The sequence below is a fragment of the Streptomyces sp. NPDC051909 genome (assembly GCF_040681095.1).
Lineage (GTDB): Bacteria > Actinomycetota > Actinomycetes > Streptomycetales > Streptomycetaceae > Streptomyces.
The window spans coordinates 59101-77394 of record NZ_JBFAYA010000001.1; the positions used below are offsets into that span (position 1 = coordinate 59101).

The following is an 18294-nucleotide window of genomic DNA, read 5'->3' on the forward strand; positions in this document are numbered from 1 at the left end:
CCATGACCGTGACCGCCCCCCTCGCACCGCGTACGGACACGGACGCCGCAACCGTCGAATTCCGCGGGCTGCGCAGGCAGTTCGGCGCCACCACCGCCCTCGACGGGCTCGACCTGACCGTGGCCCCGGGCGAACTTCTCGCCCTGCTCGGCCCGTCCGGCTGCGGCAAGACCACCGCGCTGCGGATGCTCGCCGGTTTCGAGCAGCCCGACTCGGGCGCGGTCCTCGTCGACGGCGCCGACATCACGCACGTGCCCGCGCACCGGCGCGACGCGGGCATGGTCTTCCAGTCGTACAGCCTCTTCCCCCACCTCGACTGCCTCGACAACGTCGCCTTCGGCCTGCGCATGCGCAAGGTCGCCAAGGCCGCGCGCAAGGCGCAGGCCGCCGAGCTGCTCGACCTCGTCGGCCTCGGCGACAAGGGCGGCCGCTACCCCCACCAGCTGTCCGGCGGCCAGCAGCAGCGCGTCGCGCTCGCCCGCGCCCTCGCCCTGCGCCCCCGCGTCCTGCTGCTCGACGAGCCGCTGTCCGCGCTCGACGCCAAGGTGCGGCTCAGCCTCCGCGAGGAGATCCGCCGCATCCAGCGCGAACTCGGCATCACCACCCTCTTCGTGACGCACGATCAGGAAGAGGCGCTGTCCATGGCCGACCGGGTCGCCGTGATGCGCGCCGGCCGCCTTGAGCAGTGCGCGCCGCCCGCCGAGCTGTACGGGCGGCCCGCGACCGCGTTCGTCGCGGAGTTCGTCGGGACGATGAGCCGGATCCCCGGGGACCTCGACGGCAGCACCGTCGAGGTACTCGGCCTGCGACTGCCGGTGGACGGCGAGGCGCCCGCGAGTGGTCCGGTCGACGTGCTCGTGCGACCCGAGGACGTGCGGGTCTCGACGGACGGTGCCTGCTCGGCCCGGGTCGTCGCGACGGCCTTCCTCGGCGCGACCACCCGGCTCACCGTGCGGCTCGCCGACACCACCGAGGTCAAGGCCGATCTGGCCACGCACGAGGCGGCCGCCTTCGCCGCGGGGGATGCTGTGACGGTGACCCTGCGGGAGCGTCCGGTCCTCGTCGCCGAACGCCGCCCGTAGCCGCGCGGCGCCCGAAAAAACGGAAAGTGACGTACGTGAACCCCGAACGCCCGCTCCACGCCGTCCTGTTCGACATGGACGGCACGCTCGTCGACACCGAGGGACTGTGGTGGGAGGCGGTGGAGCAGGTCGCGGGCCGACCGCTGACCGACGCCGACCGGCCCGACGTCCTCGGCCGGCCGGTCGAGCACACGGCCGCCTGGCTCGCCGCCGAGGACGGCGGTGGGGGCGGGCGTGGCGCCGAGGTGCTGGCGGCCGAGCTGCACCGGGAGTTCGCCGACCGGGTCCGGGCGGGCGTCGTGCCCCGGCCCGGGGCGCTCGACCTGCTGACCGCGCTGGCCGGCGAGGGCGTCCCCACCGCCCTCGTCACCGCCTCGCCCCGGGCCGTCGCCGACACCGTCGTGGCGGCGCTCACGGCCCTCGGCGCGCCCGGGTTCACGGTCACGGTCACCGCGGACGACACGGCCACGACCAAGCCCGAGCCGGAGCCGTACCTCGCCGCCTGCGCCGCCCTCGGCGTCGAGCCCGCGCGCTGCGTGGCCGTCGAGGACACGCCCACCGGCGTCGCCTCGGCGGAGGCGGCGGGCTGCGCGGTGCTCGCGGTCCCGTCCGTCACCCCGATCGCCCCGGCGCCCGGTCGCACCGTGCGGGACGGACTCACGGGCGTCACGCCGGAGTTCCTGACGGGTCTGACGCAGCGCCAACTCACCGTCATGAGCTGGAACCTGTGGCTCGGCGGCGGCCTCGTCGAGGACTACCGGGCCAAGCAGCTCGCCGTCCTCCGTACCTCCGGCGCCGACGTCGTCGGCTTCCAGGAGACGGGGCGGCTCGCCACCCAGGAGCTGGCCGCCGAACTCGGCTGGCACCACCACACGGCGGGCGAGAACCTCGGCATCCTCAGCCGCCACCCCGTCGTCGCCCGGCTCGGCGACCCCGAGGTCGGCTTCTACGGGGCGGCCGGCGTCCGCATCCGGATCGACGAGACCGGTCGTGAGGTCGACGTCTGGACGGCGCACCTCCACTACACCCCGTACGGGCCGTACGAGTCCGCCTTCGACGGGCTCCCGGCGGAGGAGCTGATCGCCCACGAGGAGATCCGGCTCGCCCAGATCCAGGACACGCTGGCCCGTATCGCCAAGGAGGCGGGCGAGGGCGGCCGGTCGGTCGTCCTGGTCGGCGACTTCAACGCCCCCTCCCACCTGGACCGGCCCGACGTCCCCTGGCCGGTGACCAAGGCCGCCGAGGCCGCCGGCCTGCGCGACTCCTACCGCGAGGCCCACCCCGACCCCGTCCGGGACCCCGGCCACACCTGGTCCCCGATCCACCCCGTCCACCCGGAGGAGGGCCCCCACGCGGGCGCCCCCGAACCCCAGGACCGCATCGACTTCGTCCTCCACAACGCCCACGGCCTGCGCACCCTCACCTCCCGCACCCTGGTCACGGGCACCCCGTCCCCGTGGCCGGACTTCGCGGCGAACGAGTGGCCGTCGGACCACGCGGCGGTGGTGACGACCTTCGCGCTGTGAGACGGCGCTGGGCAGGCCCCGCCCGGCCTGTGGATAACCGCCCGGTGTCGGCGGGTTCTGCCAGACTGGACGGGACGGACAGCCGAGAGGGAGGTGGCGAGATGAGCGTCGCACACGATCCGCACTTTGGGCCCTGGACGATAGAGCAGGTCCTGGCTCTGGGGGAGGACCGCGGTGAACGTCGTGAATTGATGGGGGAAGCTCTCTTGATGTCTCCGGCTCCGGGTTTCAAGCACCAGCGGGCGTCGTTCCGGCTGGCCACCCTGCTGGATGCCGCGATCCAGGCCTCAGGCGTGTCGGCCGAGGTGCTCGAAGCGGTGAATGTCGTGCTGCCCGACGGGCTCTTCATCCCCGACATCGTGGTGGTCGAGGGCGCCGCCGCGGCCGAAGACCCGATCACGGTCGACGCCGAGGCGGTCCTGCTCGTCGTCGAGATCGTCTCGCCCTCGTCGTCCGGCCGCCGCACCGACCGGCTCCTGAAGCCGCCGTACTACGCGGACGCGAACATCGAGCACCTGTGGCGCCTTGAGCTGGAGCCGACACCCGCGCTGGTTGTCTCGGAGCTGGTCGAAGGCCGCTATGTGGAGCGCACCGTGGCCGAGGCGGGCCGGGAGACGTCGATCGACGCCCCGTTCCCGCTGAAGGTCGACCCGGGCCGTCTCGTCAGCCCGCGCACGTAGGCCCGGTCCAGACCGGCTCTAGCCCTCCTCCTCCACCAGCTCCGCCACGCCCGTGATCCGGTGCAGCGGGTACGTCCGCACCTCGTCGGCCGTGTGGTCGTAGCCCGTCACGAAGCCGCCCTCCACCCGCACCGGGGCGATGACCCGCTGGCTGGCCGCGCCCTCGGCGTTGACGTAGCCGATCCAGACCGCCGAGCCGGTGAGGGCGGCGGCCTGGACGGTGGCCAGGGTGTCGGCGGGGGAGGTGCGGGGAAGTTCGCCGGCCGTGAGGGGGGTCGCGGTCGCCGGCTCCTTCCGGACCGCCGTCGCCGCGTGGTCGCCGGCGCGGATGGCCCGTACCGCCGCCTTGAGGAGGGTGGCGTCGGGGGCCGGGGGGCCGTCGGGGACGGGGGCCGGGGCGGTACGGGGCGGGGTGCGGTAGGCGTCGGCGCGGGTGACGAGGACATCGCCCTCCGCGGACTCGGCGGCCGGGGCGTAACCCATCGCCCGCAGGCCCTCCAGGAGCGAGGCCGGGTCGGCCTGGGCGGCGAGGACGGTCGGGGCGAGGCGGCGCAGACGGAGGGCCGCCGCGCGCCGGTCGGCGAGGATCTCGCCGAGCACGGTGTCGTCGTCGCAGCGCACGTACGCGGACGCGGCCCCCACCCGCAGGTGCCCGTGGCGGCGGGCCACGTCGTCGATGAGATACGAGAGGGGCTGCGGCACCGGGGTGCGCGAGTGGGCGGTGAGGAAGTCCTTCAGGTCGGAGGCACTGCGCCCGGCGTCGAGCGCCCGCCGTACGGAGCCGGGCGTGAAGCGGTAGACGGTCGCGCCGCCCTTCGACTCGACGTCCGCGAGCACGGCGAGGGTGTCGGCGAGCGGCCGGCGCAGCGGCCCCGGCGCGACGGCCGTCAGGTCGGCCTGGAGCAGGACGTGGTCCACGGCCTCGGGGAGCAGCGGCGCGAGCAGGGTCGCCGCGCGGGAGGCGGCGACGGACGGCTCGCAGTCGTGCCCCTGGAACGCGTCGTCCGCGGCCGCCTCGGCCAGCGGCAGGTTGAGCAGTGCGCGGGCGGGCGTGGCGAGGGCGCCGCGGCCGGTGACGCCGAGGAGTTCGGCCTCGTCGAGGGTCCAGGCGGCGAGCTGTTCGCGCAGGTCGGCGAGCGGCCCGCCGCTGCGCAGCGGCCGGTCCCAGCGCAGCCGGGCGAGCAGTGCCTCCCGGTCGGCGGCGGCGCCCGGCGGCAGCGCGGCCTGCAGGGCGAGCACCCGGCGGCGCACCTCCGGGGCCTGCGCCCGGTCCAGGCCGGGGCCGAGCGCGGACAGGGTGCGGCCCTTGGCGTCCTGGCCGCCGACCACGCCCGGGGTGCGGGTCGCGGCCAGCCAGGTGACGGCGAGCGCGGCCCAGCGCTCGGCGGGCGGCAGGTCGAGCCAGTCGTCGTAGGCGGGGGTCGGCGCGTACCGCTCGTCGGCCTCGCCGTCGGAGGCGAGCAGCCCGGCCCCGTGGACGAGCTCCAGCCAGAACGCGGCGGCGGGTTCCGAGACGTCGAGCGCGGCGGCGGTGCGCTTGAGGTCCCGTACGGACAGACCGCCGGCCCGCAGCACCTGCGGCCCACCCTGGTCCCAGGACTTGAGGAGTTCCTCGACCGTCGCGAGCGCGGTGTGCGCCTGGCCGGCCGCCGCGTTGTCCACGACCTGTGGACGGTACTCGCGGGCCGTCGTCACCTCCGGCGCCACCGGCTCCGGCGTACGGTGCGCCCGCCCGCCGCGCAGATGCAGCGCCGCCTCGCGCGGCAGCACCACGGTCCGCGTCGACACCGGAAGCAGCAGGCCCCGGTCGCGCAGCCAGCGCACCGGCGGCGCCGGATCGGCCGTCACCTCCCCGTACGGCGGCCCCCACACCAGCCGGTCCAGGACCGCGAGCGCGTCGGGCGGCGCGGTGTCGAGCAGCGCCGCCATCCTCGTACGGTCCGTGAACAGCTCCGTCAGCGCCGCCACCGCCGACACCGGGTCGTGCGTCGCGGGCAGTCCGGCGTTCGCGATGATCTCCTGGAGCCGTCCCGGCGACATACCGGCCGTGGCCTCGGCGACGCTCGGGCCGAGGCCGGTGGGGGAGGGGTGCTGCGGCGAGGGCGCGAGCAGCTCGCGCGCGGTGCGCACCAGCCGCAGCCGCTCGTCGTCGCCCCACACCAGGGCCTGTTCGCGCAGCACGGCGACGGCGCGCGGCAGCGCCGCCTCGACGGCGGCGTCGACGTCCGCGTCGATGTCCGCCGCGGTGCCGTCCCCGGCGAGGAGGGCGAGGAGCACGGGGTACGGGGCGGGGTCGGGGGCCACGGCGAGCGCCTCGGCCGTCTGCAGGGCGAACCGGTCGAGCCGCTCCAGGGCCCGTACGACGGAACCGCGGGTCCCGGCGCGCGTCGCCAGCTGCGTCAGGTCGTTCGGCACCGGCGAGAGGAGGTCCGGCCGCGCCCGCAGCAGCGCGGCGAGCCCTTCGTCCCCGCCGGCGCGGAGCGCCTCCGCGAGCGTCCGCGGCGCCGCGCCGCCGCCGGTCTCCTTGGGCACGTGCGCCTCCCGGTCGAGCTCACCGATCCCACCGATCGATCCCCATCCGGACCACGTTAGCCCCTGTGCAGGCGCTACCGTCGTGCCGTGGGGATCGAGAACGACCGGTTGGTCTTCGACTATCTGAGCCGAATCGGGGACCTGGCGCAGCAGCGACAGGTCCCGGCGGCCGAGCGCCGCGAGCTGGTCTCGGGCCTGCGCGACGAGATCGAACGCCGGCGCGCCGTGCAGGGCGAGGGGGTGCGGGGCATCCTCGGGGACCTGGGTACGCCGGACGAGGTGGTGGGGCGGGTGGTGCCGGGGGCGCCGGTGGTGCCGGTGGCGCCCGCGGAGGTCCCGGATGCGGAGGTTCCGTCTCCGCGCACGCCGCGTTCGCCGCGTACGCCGCGTACGGCGGACTGGTGGCAGGCCGAGTCCCTGGACGCGCAGGACCCCACCGGCAGGGTCGCCGGCTTCATGGGCGGCGTGGAGATCCCGGAGATCCTGAAGCCCCCGCCGGAGGAGGACGAGGACGAGGACGAGGCGGCGGAGGCGGAGGCGGCGGAGGCGGAACCGGCTCCGGACGAGAAGCGGACGTTCCGCGTCCCGCGCTTCGGCAGCCCGCTGCTCCTGTCGGCGGCCCTCCTGCTCCTCGCGGGCGCGGCCCTCGGCTCCGTACTCCCCGTCGCCGCCGGCTGGCTCCTCGCCTACCTCTCCCGCGAGCGCCGCATCGCAGCCATCACCCTCCCCGGCGTGGTCGCCGCCGCCGGCGCGATCTGGCTCTGGGGCCGCGTCGAGGGCCGCTGGGGCACCCCCATCCCACCCGGCGAGGCCGCCATGGGTGCCGCCCTCTCCGCCACCTGGCCCTGGACCCTGCGCGCCGCCGCGATCGTCTCGGCGCTGTATCTGCTGTGGCGGGCGCGCAGGGCCTGAGTGGCCCCTGGGCGCGGCCGGCCGCGCGCGGCACGCCGAAGGCGGCGGCTGAGCGGCGCCCCGGCCGGTGCCATTGCACAGGGCGGAGTGCTCGGAATACGAGGCCGGCCGCGCGCGGCACGCCGAAGGCGGCGGCTGAGTGGTTGCGCCGGGTCGGCGCGACCCGGGCCCGCGCCCCTGCGCGGAGTTCCCCGGGCCTCTTCTCCGGCTTCGCCCGGCGTACGAGGCCGCGGCCCGGCCGGGCCACTCGGCGAGGCCCGCCGCGCGGCGGGCCTTCCGGCCCGCGCCCCCCGGCCCCGCGCCCCCGGGCCCGCGCCCCCGGCCCCGCGCTCTACCCCCGTACCGCCTCGTCCCGTTCCGTCTCTTCCGCGCCGTCCGGCGACCACGGCGCGCCCGGCACCACCAGCGGGGAGCCCGTCACCGGGTCGGGGATCACGACGGACTCCAGGCCGAAGACGTTCCGTACGAGCTCGGCCGTGACGACCTGGGCCGGGGGGCCCTCGGCGACGACGCGGCCGGACTTCATCGCGACCAGGTGGTCGGCGTAGCGGGCGGCCTGGTTGAGGTCGTGGAGGACGAGGACGATCGTGCGGCCGCGGGCGCGGTTGAGGCGGCGGACCAGGTCCAGGACCTCGACCTGGTGGGCGATGTCGAGGTACGTGGTGGGCTCGTCGAGCAGGAGGAGGTCGGTCTCCTGGGCGAGGGCCATCGCGATCCAGACGCGCTGGCGCTGGCCGCCGGACAGCTCGTCCACGGAACGCCCGGCGAGCGCGGTGACGTCGGTACGGGCCATCGCGTCGACGACCGCGCGCTCGTCCTCCTCCGACCACTGCCTCCACCACGCCTGGTGCGGCTGCCGGCCGCGCGCGACCAGGTCGCCGACCGTGATCGCCTCGGGGGCGACCGGGGTCTGCGGGAGCAGGCCGATCTTCTGGGCGATGCGCCTGGTCGGGAGCTTGGCGAGCTCGTCGCCGTCGAGCAGGACGGCACCGCCCTTCGGCCGGAGCAGCCGCCCGAGGGCCCGCAGCGTCGTCGACTTGCCGCACGCGTTGGGGCCGACGATCACCGTCACCCTGCCGTCCGGGATCGCCAGGTCGAGCCCGTGGACGACGGTCCGCTCCTCGTACGCGAGCGTCAGCTCACGGGTCCTCAGCCTGCTCAACGCCCACCTCCGGCGCGCGAACCGCGCACGATCAGCCAGATCAGATACGGGGCGCCCACCGCCGCCGTCAGAACGCCCACCGGCAGTTCGGTGGGCGCGAAGAGCCGCCGGCCCAGCACATCGGCGGCGACCACGATCAGCGCGCCGAGCAGCGCCGAGCACAGCAGCGGGATCTGCGCCGTCCGGGTCACCCGGCGCGCGATCTGCGGCGCGAGCAGCGCCACGAAGTCGACCGGCCCGGCGACGCCCGTCGCGACCGACGCGAGCACCACGCCCACCGCCACCAGACCCAGCCGCACCCGCCCGAGCCGCACCCCGAGAGCCGTCGCCGTGTCGTCGTCGAGCGACACCGTGCGCTGCGCCCGCGCCGCCCACAGCACCGTCGGCAGCATCACGAGCAGCGTCCAGCGCAGCGGCGCCGCCTCGTCCCAGCCGCGCCCGTTGAGCGAGCCGGTCATCCAGATCTGCGCCTGCTGGGCGACCAGATAGTCGCCCTTCGTCATGAAGAGGTGGGTCAGCGAGCGCAGCGCGATGGCGAAGCCGATGCCGATCAGCACGAAGCGCGTCGCGTGCAGCCCGCCGCGCCACGCGAACACGTACACGAGCGCGGTGGCGATGACGCCGCCCGCGATCGACACGTACGGGATCACGCTGTACGACGCGAGCCCGAAGGTCATCGCGGCGACCGTGACCGCCCCCGCGCCCTGGCTGATGCCGATGACGTCGGGGCTGGCCAGCGGGTTGCGGGCGACGGTCTGGATGAGGGCGCCCGCGACGCCGAAGGCCGCGCCGACCATCAGGCCGGTCTCCAGGCGCGGCAGCCGCAGCTCCTCGACGATCAGGGACTCCTCAGGGCCCAGGAGCACCCGCAGGACCTCGCCGGGCCCGATGAACCGCTCGCCGACGCACAGCGACACGACCGCGACGGCGGCGAGGAGGACGAGGAGCAGGGCGCCGGCCACGGCGGAGCGCCGGTGCACGAGGAAGGAGGCGCGCCCGGCGCGTACGAGCCCATAGCCGTGGGGCCGGAGCCGGGGCCGGAGCCGGGGCCGGGGCCGGGTCCTGACCGTGGTCGTACTCACGCCGGCACCGCCTTCCGGCGCACCAGCGTCACCAGGAACGGCACGCCGATCAGCGCGGTCATCACACCCGCCGGGACCTCGCCCGGCGGGAACAGGATCCGCCCGAGCACGTCCGACACGAGCAGCATCACCGGCCCGATCAGCGCCGCCATCGGCAGCAGCCGGCGGTGGTCGCCGCCGACCACGGCGCGCGCGATGTGCGGCACGGCGAGGCCGACGAAGGCGACCGGCCCGGCGGCGGCCACCCCGGCGCCGGTCAGCACGGTCGCGCCGACCCCGCCGACGATCCGCACGGTCGCCACCCGCTGCCCGAGCCCCTTGGCGACGTCCTCGCCGAGCGCGAGCGCGTCCAGGCCGCGTGCCACGGACACCACGAGTACCGCGCCGAGCAGCAGGAAGGGCCAGATCCGGCCGACGACCTGGGCGTCCCGGCCGTCCAGCGAGCCGATCTGCCAGAACCGGAACTCGTCGAGGGCCGAGGCCCGCGTCGTCAGGACGCCGGTGGTCACGGACAGCAGCAGCGCGTTGATCGCCGCGCCGCCGAGCGCCAGCTTCACGGGCGTCGCCCCGCCCCGGCCGCTCGACGCGATCGCGTACACGGCGACGGACGCGAGCGCCGCGCCGGCGAAGGCGAACCACACGTACCCGGTGAGGGTGTGCACCCCGGCGAACGCGATGGCGAGGACGACCCCGACCGACGCGCCCTGGCTGATGCCGAGGATGCCGGGGTCGGCGATCGGATTGCGGGTGATGCCCTGGAGCGCGGTCCCGGCGAGCGCGAGCGCCGCGCCGACCATCAGACCGATCAGCGTGCGCGGCACCCGCAGCTGCCGCACCACCTCGGCGTCGTCGCCCGTGGCGCCGTGCAGCAGCGCGTCGACCACGGTGGACGGCGGGACGGCGCGGGCGCCGACCGCGAGACTGAGCAGGACGGCGGCCAGGAGGGCGACGACGGCCGCCGTGATCGCGACGACGCGCCGGGTGGCGCGTCGGGTACGTGCAGCGGACATGGAGATGAGGTTAGCCAAGGCTTCGCTAAGTCAGACCGGCGGCCCGGTCCGTCAGGACACCGGCCCCGTCCGTTTCGAACACCTGGGCGCAATGGCCGGCATGGAATCCCGCAGCCCCGCCACTCCCACCGTCGGCTTCGACCTCGATCTGACCCTCCTCGACACCCGCCCCGGCATCAAGGCCGCCTTCGAGGCGTTCTCCGCCGACGTCGGCGTCCCGATCGACGCCGACCTGGTCGTCTCCCGGCTCGGCCCGCCGCTGTACCAGGAGCTCGCCCACTGGTTCCCCGAGGACCGGATTCCGGAGATGGTGAAGCGGTACCGCGAGTTCTACGGGGAGTACGCCATCGAGCCGACCGTCCCGATGCCCGGCGCGCGGGATGCGATTCAAGCCGTTCGGGAGGCCGGTGGCCGGACCGTCGTGGTCACCGCGAAGAACGAGCCGCACGCCAAGCTGCATCTCACCCACCTCGGCATGGAGCCGGACGCGCTCGCCGGCGACCTGTGGGCCGAGGGCAAGGCGGCGGCGCTGCGCGCGCACGGCGCGACGGTGTACGTCGGCGACCACGTCGGCGACGTGCGCGGGGCGCGTACCGCCGAGGCCCTCTCGGTCGCCGTGGCCACCGGCCCCTGCGCCCCGGAGGAGCTGCGGGCGGCCGGCGCGGACGTGGTCCTGACCGACCTGACGGACTTCCGCCCCTGGTGGGAGGCGTACGTGCGGGACCTGCGCGGCTAGCGCGAGCGCCTAGCGGGCCTGCCCGGCCGCCGCCTGCACGGCCCGCGCCCGGCGCCGTCCGGCGGCGATCGACCGCAGCACACCGGCGCCGGCGACGAGGAAGCCGACGCCCATCAGCATCGACACCAGGTAGGCGACGGTCGGGAACGGATCGGTCCCGAGGAACAGCGGAGCCACCGTGACCAGGGTCGCGACCGCCCCGACGCCGAAGAGGATCACACCGGCCCGGACGAGCCCGTCACCGGGCGCACTGTCGTGCGCCGGTGCCTTGGGGGTTTCGTTACGCATTTTGCCAGGGTAGTTCCAAGGATTCGACCGCCAGAGTCCGAGGGCGTCAATGTGCCTACCGATAGATCCAAGTCGGTCACCTAGGCACGAGAAGAGCGCTACGTTCCCGCCATGACACCCGGACTGCGCTACCTCGCCTGTCTCCGTCTGTCGGCCGACGCTGACGGCTCCACCTCCATCGAGTGGCAGCGTGGCGTCGTCCGTCACCACGTCAGCTCCCCTCATCTGTCCGGCACGCTGGTGGGAGAGGCGGAAGACATCGACGTCTCTGGTTCCATGAGCCCCTTCAAGCGACCCGTCCTGGGACGCTGGCTCACGTCCCGAGCCGACGAGTTCGACGTCATCATCGCGGCCAGGATGGACAGGCTCACCCGTCGTTCCATGCACTTCAATGAACTGTTGGACTGGGCGCAGCAGAACGGGAAGTTCATCGTCTGCGTGGAAGAGGGTTTCGACCTCTCCACCCCTCAGGGGAAGATGATGGCCCGGATGACGGCCGTCTTCGCCGAGGCCGAGTGGGACACCATCCAGGCGCGCGTCCTGAACGGCGTGCAAGGCCGCCTGGAAAACCGTTCGTGGCTGACGGGTGCTCCGCCTACCGGCTACCGCATCAAGGCTGTGGAAGGCGGCAGGAGGAAGGTTCTGGAGATCGACCAGGACTTCCATCCGTACGTCGAAGAGATCTTCCGACGCGTCCGCGAGGGGCAATCCACTCATCGGATCCGGGATCTCGCCGGCGCTGTCGGCGAGGCGTGCGCTTGAGAAGAACTGCGGAGCAACGTGGCCTGTAGCGGCTACGAGTCCACCCCGAACTGGCGCGACACCTGACCGCCCGCCGGCGGTCAGGCTTCGTAGGGCCAGACCATGACGGTGTCCGGTGCCACGCGGACCTCGACCCACGACCCATCGACACCGTCCGGCAGAGGCGGGTCGGCGAGATCGAACAGGATCGCCGTGCCGCCCACGTCCAGGGCCGCCCCTCCGTCCTCGTCGGGACTCAGCAGGCCACGCAGAACCAACACCCAGTCATCATCCTCGATGGACTCACCAAGCACTTTCGCCGGGACAAAGCGCTCTTCAAGGAAGCAGAACTATGACGTTGCGTCCCTGTGTGCAGACCGCGTCCCTTGATGTGCAGGCGATGCGGGGGACGGCCCGACGGCTGCTGGGTTGAGGACGCGCAGAGCCTGTCCGTTGGAGAGGTGGACAGTCTGACCCAGGCTCTCCGAGGGATGATCATGATCGCCATCCCCGAGGTCGCCGCGGCCGCGGACAGGCATCTCAAGGGCGATATCCCCCGCGTCTGCGCCCTGGTCGGCCTCACCGACCAGTACGTGAACCTCGGTGGCCGGACGTGAGCCGGACGATCTACTTCTGTCGTGCATGCGAAGGAGTGATCACCGAGGAAGCCGACGTGGTGTTCCTCTGGCACGAGCCGGGCAGCAGTGGCCCGGGACGAGACGTCTATGCCCACCGTGAGCAAGCGCGCCTGGCGCGCATCCTCGTTCGGCGTCTGACCTCTCCGGATGCCGAGTGGCGTAAGGCCCTCTGATCCTCCCTCGGGCTGGATTAACCCTGTCTGTCCCTGGGGAGAGCCCCAGTAAGGTGGGCGAGGGCATTTCCCCCGGCGCCCTGGAGCGTCCGGGACCGATCGAGGGAGCGTGTGCTTTGCCGACTGGCAAGGTCAAATGGTTCAACAGCGAGAAGGGCTTCGGCTTTCTCTCCCGCGACGACGGCGGCGACGTCTTCGTGCACTCGTCGGTGCTGCCCGCCGGAGTCGACGCCCTGAAGCCGGGTCAGCGCGTGGAGTTCGGCGTGGTCGCCGGGCAGCGCGGTGACCAGGCGCTCTCCGTCACGGTCCTCGACCCGACCCCGTCCGTCGCCGCGGCGCAGCGCCGTAAGCCCGACGAACTGGCGTCCATCGTGCAGGACCTGACCACGCTCCTGGAGAACATCACGCCGATGCTGGAGCGTGGCCGTTACCCCGACAAGACGCACGGCAAGAAGATCGCCGGCCTGCTGCGGGCGGTCGCCGACCAGCTCGACGTGTAGCCGCCCGTCAGGGGAAACGCAGCGCGTCCGGGCCGAGGGGCGGGACGAGTCCCTCGGCCGCGGCGCGGGTGAGCAGGCCGCGGACCGCCGCGTAGCCGTGCTCGCCGAGGTCCGCGGTGAACTCGTTGACGTAGAGGCCGATGTGCTGGTCGGCCACCTTCGGGTCCATCTCCTGCGCGTGTTCGAGTACGTACGGGCGGGAGACGGACGGGTCGTCCCAGGCCATCCGCACCGATGCGCGCGCCGACTCGGCGAGCCGCCGCAGCATGTCCTCGCCCAGCGAGCGCTTGGCGACGATCGCGCCGAGCGGGATCGGCAGGCCGGTGGTGTGCTCCCAGTGCTCGCCCATGTCGGCGAGGGCGTGCAGTCCGTACTCCTGGTACGTGAAACGGGCCTCGTGGATGACGAGCCCGGCGTCGACCTTGCCGTCCCGTACCGCCGGCATGATCTCGTGGAAGGGCAGCACGACGACCTCGCCGACGCCTCCCCCAGAGCTTCGCCTGGGAGGTGCCCCCAGGACGCTGTCCGCCGCCCACAGCCGGAACAGCAGATAGGCCGTCGAGCGCTCGCTCGGCACCGCGACCGTCTTCCCGGCCAGGTCCGCCGGATCGCCCGCGTCCCGGGTGAGCACCAGCGGCCCGCAGCCGCGCCCCAGGGCGCCGCCGCAGGGCAGCAGGGCGTACTCCTCCAGGATCCACGGCAGCACCGCGTACGACACCTTCAGGACGTCGTACGGGGCGTCGCCGGCCTCCGCCCAGCCGTTGGTGAGGTCGATGTCGGCGAAGGTCACGTCGAGCCGCGGGGCCCCCGGGACCCGGCCGTGGGCCCAGGCGTCGAAGACGAAGGTGTCGTTCGGGCAGGGCGAGTAGGCGATCTTCAGCTTGGGCATGACGGGAACTCCGGCTCGACGAAGACGGTGTGGCTGAGCCGCCGGAAGGCGTCGCTCAGTGCGGCCAGGGCCTCGCCGATGCGCCAGGCGGAGCGGTCGCGCGGGCCGACGGCGTTGGACACGGCCCGTACCTCGACGACGGGCACGCCGTACGCGGCGGCCGCCTCGGCCACCCCGAAGCCCTCCATCGCCTCGGCCGCGGCGCCCGGGTGACGGGCCGCCAGCTCGGCGGCGCGCGCGGCGGTGCCGGTCACGGTGTTCACGGTGAGCACCGGGCCGACGACGGCGCCCGGCAGGGCGCCCGCGATCCGGTCGACGAGCGGCTTCGGTGCGGGGTGCGCGGAGCGGCCGAAGCCGAGTTCCTCGACGGAGAGGTAGCCGGCGGGTGCGTCGGGGCCGCCGGGGGTCTGCGCGCCGAGGTCGGCCGCGACGAGGCGGTCGGACACGACGACCGTGCCGATCGGGGCGTGCGGGAGGAATCCGCCGGCGATCCCGGCGGAGACGATCAGGTCGTACGGGCGGTCCTGGGCGTCCTTGCCGTCGTGGCCGTCGTGGCCGTCGTGGCCGTCGTGGGCGGTCGCGCAGGCGAGCGCCGTGGCGGTGGCCACGGCGGCGGCCGCCGGGCCCACGCCCCCGACGAGGACGTCCACGAGGGGACCGTCCACGCCGCTGTGGCGGCGCAACGCGAAACCGCCGGGGAGCCTCAGGGGCTCGGTCCCGGCGGGGGGTGTCGTGAGGCCGGCGGCGACGGAGTCCGCCTCCGCCGCCACGGCCGTCACGATGAGGATCCGGTGGATCACCGGTGGATCAGGATTCCTTCTTCTTCAGGTCGAAGTGCCAGATGCCGGTCACCGACTTGCCGGTGTTCTCGACGATCGTGACCTGCGTCTGGTCGGTCTCCTCGCCCGTCTGGGTGGAGAAGAAGGCGTTGGCCGGAATCGTCCGGTACGTCTTCTTGAACGGCTCCGGCTCGGCCGCCTGGCCGCCCAGGAAGATCGTCCAGCCGTTGTCGGCGATGTCCGGGTCGACGCCGAAACGGACCTTGTCGGACGGGTCGACCGAGATGGAGTCTTCGGCCTTCTTGTTCAGGCAGGCGGCGATCTGCTTCTCGGCGATGGGCTCGCCGTCGTTGTAGCAGGCGGCCTCGGAGCTCACCGACTTGGACCCGACCGTCACGGTCGCAACCGGGGTCGGCTTGTCACAGGCGGAGAGGACGAGGAGCCCCGCGGAGACGGCCCCGAGGGCCACGGCGGCCCGGCGGCGCTTACGGGTGAGGAACGCAACGGTCATGAGCCGAAGGCTATCGGGCCGTCGCGTCCGCGCCACGCGGGGGTACGGCGTGCCGCGCCGCCCGTCCCCGTTGTGGGCAATCGTCCCGCACCCGCCCACCCCCGTGTGGGCATTCGTCCCGCAGGGCGTGGGGGTCCCCCCGGCGAAGCCAGGGGGAGGGTGGGCTACACGGGACGGCGCCTTTGCGGGCGCGTTCCGCTTCCGGGCCCAGACCCGCACCCGTACGGACCAGCACCGGTACGGACCCGCACGGACAGCGCCCGCGGCACTACGCCACCTTCGCCTTCTGCGGCCCGCCCTTCCGCCCCGGCTTCCGGGCCGCCGCCACCAGGCCCCGTACGGCGAGCAGCCAGCCGAGCGCCAGGATGCCGGCCGCCACCGACATGCCCACCGTGCCGTTCAGCGGCAGCGAGATGCCGATCGCGCCGCCCACCACCCAGGCCATCTGCAGCGCCGTCTCCGAACGGGCGAACGCCGAGGTCCGCACCGCCTCCGGGACGTCGCGCTGGATCAGGGCGTCCAGGGACAGCTTCGACAGGGCCTGGGTCAGGCCCGCGACCGCGCCCAGGACCGCGACCATCAGGCCGCCGAAGAAGATCGCGGCGAGCACGGCTGTCCCGAGGACGATCGACAGCATCGTGGCGATGATCACTTCGGGCCCGTGCCCCCGCTCCCGCAGCAGCGAGCCGACGGCCGTCCCGCACGCGTTTCCGACGCCCGCCGCCACCGCCACCATGCCGAGCGACACCGCCGCGCTCTGCCCGGGCAGCGGGTGCACGCGCAGCAGGAAGGCCAGGAAGAAGATCAGGAAGCCGGACAGCATGCGCTGCGAGGCGTTCGCCTGGAGCCCGTGCAGGACCGCCGGGCCCACCGTCCGCAGGCTGGGTTTCTTCTCGCCGTGGGTGAGCAGGTGGGCCCGCCGCTCGCCCTTCGCCGAGTCCACCTTGTGCGGCAGCCGCAGCGCCCAGTACGTGCCCAGCAGGAACAGCGCGCACGCCCCGTACAGCGGCCAGCCGGGACCGACCGCCTGCAGCCCCGCGCCGATCGGGGCGGCGATGCCCGTGGCGAGCAGACCCGCGAGGGTCACGCGTGAGTTCGCCTTCACGAGGGAGAATTTCGGTGGCAGCAGGCGGGGCACGACGGCGCTGCGCACCACCCCGTACGCCTTCGAGGCCACAAGCACGCCGAGCGCCGCCGGGTAGAGCTGGAGCCCGCCGGTCGCGACCGCGCCGGACATCAGGACGGCGAGGACCGCCCGGGTCAGCATCGCGCCCGCCATCGCCGCGCGCCGGCCGTGCGGGAGCCGGTCGAGAAGCGGGCCGATCACGGGGGCGAGGAGGGTGAAGGGCGCCATCGTGATCGCGAGGTACAGCGCGACCCGGCCGCGTGCCTCGTCCGTCGGCACCGAGAAGAACACCGTGGAGGCGAGCGCGACGGTGATCATGACGTCGCCCGCGCCGTTCACGGCGTGCAGCTCGATGAGTTTCCCGAGCCCCGATTCGCCCGCCCCATGGGCGTGCGTGGCCCTTCTGATGCCCTTCGCCGTGCCCGTGAACGGCAGGTGCAGGGCGCGGCCCACCTTCCGGCCCGCTCGGCTGAGCGGCCCGGCATGATCGTGGGATCGTGCGGAAGACCGTGCGGCTGCCACTCCGTCATAGTGCCCCACGATGCGGGCGTACGAACCGTTGACAGGGCCCGGCGAGGGTCGGCGGGGTCCGTAGGTCGCAGTCGCGCGGGGGCCGCGCGGCGCGTGTCCGCGGTCCGCGATGCGGGCCACTTGGGGCGGGCAGGTGGGCTGAGAGCTGCGAACGGGGTAGCGTGCGTAGCGCGCCACCGGCGGATGTTCTCGGCCGCGCGCCTCTTCGGCATCCCGCAGAATGGATGACGATAGGTGTGCCCGAGACACGCGAGAAGCACGAGAGACATGCCGGGCGTGGACGTCGATGCGGCCCTCTGGTCCGCTCCGCCCACTGCCCCGCCCGTACCTCCCGCCCGCTCCCGCTCCTCGGCCGGCGCACCCGTGAGACGGCGTAGGAGAGAAGCGAGACCTGTGAGTGCTGCGACGACGCGAAGCCGTACCCCGCGAGCCACGCGTGCCCCGCGAGCCGTACGTACCCCCGACCGTCTGTGCGCCGAGGCGGTAGACCTCGCGAGGGAGGCCGCCGACGCGGCCGCCGCGCCGGGCGTGGTCGGCGAGCACGTGGAGGTCGTCGCCGAGGGCGACCGGGTCGTCACGCACTTCTTCGAGTCCAAGGAGCTCGGCTACCGGGGCTGGCGCTGGGCCGTGACCGTCACCCGGGCCTCCCGCGCCAAGAACGTCACGCTTGACGAAACCGTCCTGCTGCCCGGCCCCGACGCGCTGCTCGCGCCCGAGTGGGTGCCGTGGAGCGAGCGGCTGCGGCCGGGCGACATGGGCCCCGGTGACCTGCTGCCGACCGAGCAGGACGACCTGCGCCTGGAGCCCGGCTACTCGGGCGAGGACGCGCCGCCGCCGAACTCCGCCGTCTCGGAGGAGATGGTGGACCACCTCGACGAGGAGGACGCCGAGCTGACCTCGCGCACGCCCTCGCGGGGCGCGATCGCGGCGGTCGCGGAGGAGCTCGGGATGCGGCGGGCGCGGGTGCTTTCGCGGTACGGGCTGCATGTGGCGGCGGACCGCTGGGACGAGGCGTTCGGCGCGAAGACTCCGATGGCGCAGGCGGCGCCGGCGACGTGCGTGTCGTGTGCGTTCCTGATGCCGATCGCGGGCTCGCTGAAGCAGTCCTTCGGTGTCTGCGCGAACGAGTTCTCGCCGGCGGACGGCCGGGTCGTCTCGCTCTCCTACGGCTGTGGCGGCCACTCCGAGGCGGCGGTCATGCCGAAGCCTCCGCGTCCGGCGCCGCCGGTCCTCGACTCGATGGCGGCGGACGAGTTCCCGCTGCGCCCGGCGAAGGACTCGGGCTCGACGACGGAGCCGGACGGGGCGTCGGAGGACCTGGGGCACTCGTAGCGGGCCCCGCCCTCCCCCTGGCTTCGCCGGGGGGACCCCCGCGCCCAGCGGGACGAACGCCCAC

At 74.0% G+C, this 18294-nt stretch carries 20 protein-coding genes; 10 read left to right on the forward strand and 10 right to left on the reverse strand.

What is annotated here, in order from left to right; translation table 11 throughout:
* The first annotated feature begins 2 nt into the window (after positions 1-2).
* The 3 genes from AB0M18_RS00325 to AB0M18_RS00335 all read left to right on the forward strand — a co-directional run bounded on the left by AB0M18_RS00325 (position 3) and on the right by AB0M18_RS00335 (position 3288).
* Positions 3-1082: an ABC transporter ATP-binding protein gene (locus tag AB0M18_RS00325; protein ID WP_365754227.1), complete on the forward strand. Its 1080-nt coding sequence runs from the start codon at positions 3-5 to the stop codon at positions 1080-1082.
* A 35-nt stretch (positions 1083-1117) separates the two neighbouring features.
* Positions 1118-2608 (forward strand): HAD-IA family hydrolase, encoded by a 1491-nt coding sequence (locus AB0M18_RS00330; protein ID WP_365754229.1) that lies wholly within the window; start codon positions 1118-1120, stop codon positions 2606-2608.
* Between the two features lie 101 nt (positions 2609-2709).
* Entirely contained in the window at positions 2710-3288 is a 579-nt protein-coding gene (locus AB0M18_RS00335; protein ID WP_365754230.1) for a Uma2 family endonuclease, read from the forward strand.
* Positions 3289-3306: 18 nt separating this feature from the next.
* On the opposite strand, the gene AB0M18_RS00340 is transcribed toward AB0M18_RS00335, so the two are convergent.
* Positions 3307-5820, reverse strand: a complete 2514-nt coding sequence (locus tag AB0M18_RS00340) for a helicase C-terminal domain-containing protein (RefSeq protein ID WP_365754232.1) — start codon at positions 5818-5820, stop codon at positions 3307-3309.
* An 87-nt stretch (positions 5821-5907) separates the two neighbouring features.
* Between AB0M18_RS00340 and AB0M18_RS00345 the strand changes: the two genes are divergently transcribed.
* Positions 5908-6732, forward strand: a complete 825-nt coding sequence (locus AB0M18_RS00345; protein WP_365754233.1) for a hypothetical protein — start codon at positions 5908-5910, stop codon at positions 6730-6732.
* Positions 6733-7063: 331 nt separating this feature from the next.
* Here the strand turns inward: AB0M18_RS00345 and AB0M18_RS00350 are convergent, their stop codons facing one another.
* From AB0M18_RS00350 to AB0M18_RS00360, 3 genes are read right to left on the reverse strand one after another with little or no spacing between them, the layout of a single operon-like run.
* Positions 7064-7894 carry an ABC transporter ATP-binding protein gene (locus AB0M18_RS00350; RefSeq protein ID WP_365754235.1) on the reverse strand — a complete coding sequence of 277 codons (831 nt, stop codon included), beginning with the start codon at positions 7892-7894 and terminating at the stop codon, positions 7064-7066.
* Complete coding sequence (locus AB0M18_RS00355; RefSeq protein ID WP_365754237.1) at positions 7891-8976, reverse strand: iron chelate uptake ABC transporter family permease subunit; 1086 nt, start codon at positions 8974-8976, stop codon at positions 7891-7893. Before AB0M18_RS00355 ends, AB0M18_RS00350 begins: the two co-directional genes overlap by 4 nt.
* A complete protein-coding gene (locus AB0M18_RS00360) occupies positions 8973-9986 on the reverse strand; it encodes an iron ABC transporter permease (protein WP_365754239.1) in 1014 nt (337 codons plus the stop codon). The genes AB0M18_RS00355 and AB0M18_RS00360 overlap by 4 nt, the downstream gene beginning before the upstream one ends.
* Before the next feature lie 91 nt (positions 9987-10077).
* Between AB0M18_RS00360 and AB0M18_RS00365 the strand changes: the two genes are divergently transcribed.
* Positions 10078-10722 (forward strand): HAD family hydrolase, encoded by a 645-nt coding sequence (locus tag AB0M18_RS00365; protein ID WP_365754241.1) that lies wholly within the window; start codon positions 10078-10080, stop codon positions 10720-10722.
* A gap of 9 nt (positions 10723-10731) precedes the next feature.
* On the opposite strand, the gene AB0M18_RS00370 is transcribed toward AB0M18_RS00365, so the two are convergent.
* On the reverse strand, positions 10732-11010 hold the full coding sequence (locus tag AB0M18_RS00370) for a hypothetical protein (RefSeq protein ID WP_365754242.1): 279 nt from the start codon (positions 11008-11010) through the stop codon (positions 10732-10734).
* Between the two features lie 111 nt (positions 11011-11121).
* Between AB0M18_RS00370 and AB0M18_RS00375 the strand changes: the two genes are divergently transcribed.
* Positions 11122-11772, forward strand: coding sequence for a recombinase family protein (locus AB0M18_RS00375; RefSeq protein WP_365754243.1), 651 nt, complete (start codon positions 11122-11124; stop codon positions 11770-11772).
* 80 nt (positions 11773-11852) lie between these two features.
* Here AB0M18_RS00375 and AB0M18_RS00380 read toward each other — a convergent pair whose 3' ends face one another.
* The gene (locus AB0M18_RS00380; protein ID WP_365754245.1) at positions 11853-12032 is read right to left on the reverse strand and encodes a hypothetical protein; all 180 of its coding nucleotides are present in this window, start codon (positions 12030-12032) and stop codon (positions 11853-11855) included.
* A 108-nt stretch (positions 12033-12140) separates the two neighbouring features.
* Between AB0M18_RS00380 and AB0M18_RS00385 the strand changes: the two genes are divergently transcribed.
* From AB0M18_RS00385 to AB0M18_RS00395, 3 genes are all read left to right on the forward strand, one after another.
* Positions 12141-12368: a DUF6415 family natural product biosynthesis protein gene (locus AB0M18_RS00385; protein ID WP_365754247.1), complete on the forward strand. Its 228-nt coding sequence runs from the start codon at positions 12141-12143 to the stop codon at positions 12366-12368.
* Positions 12365-12562, forward strand: coding sequence for a hypothetical protein (locus AB0M18_RS00390; RefSeq protein ID WP_365754249.1), 198 nt, complete (start codon positions 12365-12367; stop codon positions 12560-12562). Before AB0M18_RS00385 ends, AB0M18_RS00390 begins: the two co-directional genes overlap by 4 nt.
* A 116-nt stretch (positions 12563-12678) precedes the next feature.
* Positions 12679-13062 (forward strand): cold-shock protein, encoded by a 384-nt coding sequence (locus tag AB0M18_RS00395; protein WP_365754251.1) that lies wholly within the window; start codon positions 12679-12681, stop codon positions 13060-13062.
* A 7-nt stretch (positions 13063-13069) separates the two neighbouring features.
* On the opposite strand, the gene AB0M18_RS00400 is transcribed toward AB0M18_RS00395, so the two are convergent.
* From AB0M18_RS00400 to AB0M18_RS00415, 4 genes are all read right to left on the reverse strand, one after another.
* Positions 13070-13951, reverse strand: a complete 882-nt coding sequence (locus AB0M18_RS00400) for a 1,4-dihydroxy-6-naphthoate synthase (RefSeq protein ID WP_365754253.1) — start codon at positions 13949-13951, stop codon at positions 13070-13072.
* Positions 13939-14751, reverse strand: coding sequence for a futalosine hydrolase (locus AB0M18_RS00405; protein WP_365754254.1), 813 nt, complete (start codon positions 14749-14751; stop codon positions 13939-13941). The genes AB0M18_RS00400 and AB0M18_RS00405 overlap by 13 nt, the downstream gene beginning before the upstream one ends.
* Before the next feature lie 7 nt (positions 14752-14758).
* Positions 14759-15241: a DUF2771 domain-containing protein gene (locus AB0M18_RS00410; protein ID WP_365754256.1), complete on the reverse strand. Its 483-nt coding sequence runs from the start codon at positions 15239-15241 to the stop codon at positions 14759-14761.
* A gap of 268 nt (positions 15242-15509) precedes the next feature.
* Complete coding sequence (locus AB0M18_RS00415; protein WP_365754258.1) at positions 15510-16907, reverse strand: MFS transporter; 1398 nt, start codon at positions 16905-16907, stop codon at positions 15510-15512.
* 384 nt (positions 16908-17291) lie between these two features.
* Here AB0M18_RS00415 and AB0M18_RS00420 point away from each other — a divergent pair, with 384 nt between their 5' ends.
* A complete protein-coding gene (locus tag AB0M18_RS00420; RefSeq protein ID WP_365754260.1) occupies positions 17292-18230 on the forward strand; it encodes a DUF3027 domain-containing protein in 939 nt (312 codons plus the stop codon).
* The last annotated feature ends 64 nt before the right edge of the window (positions 18231-18294 follow it).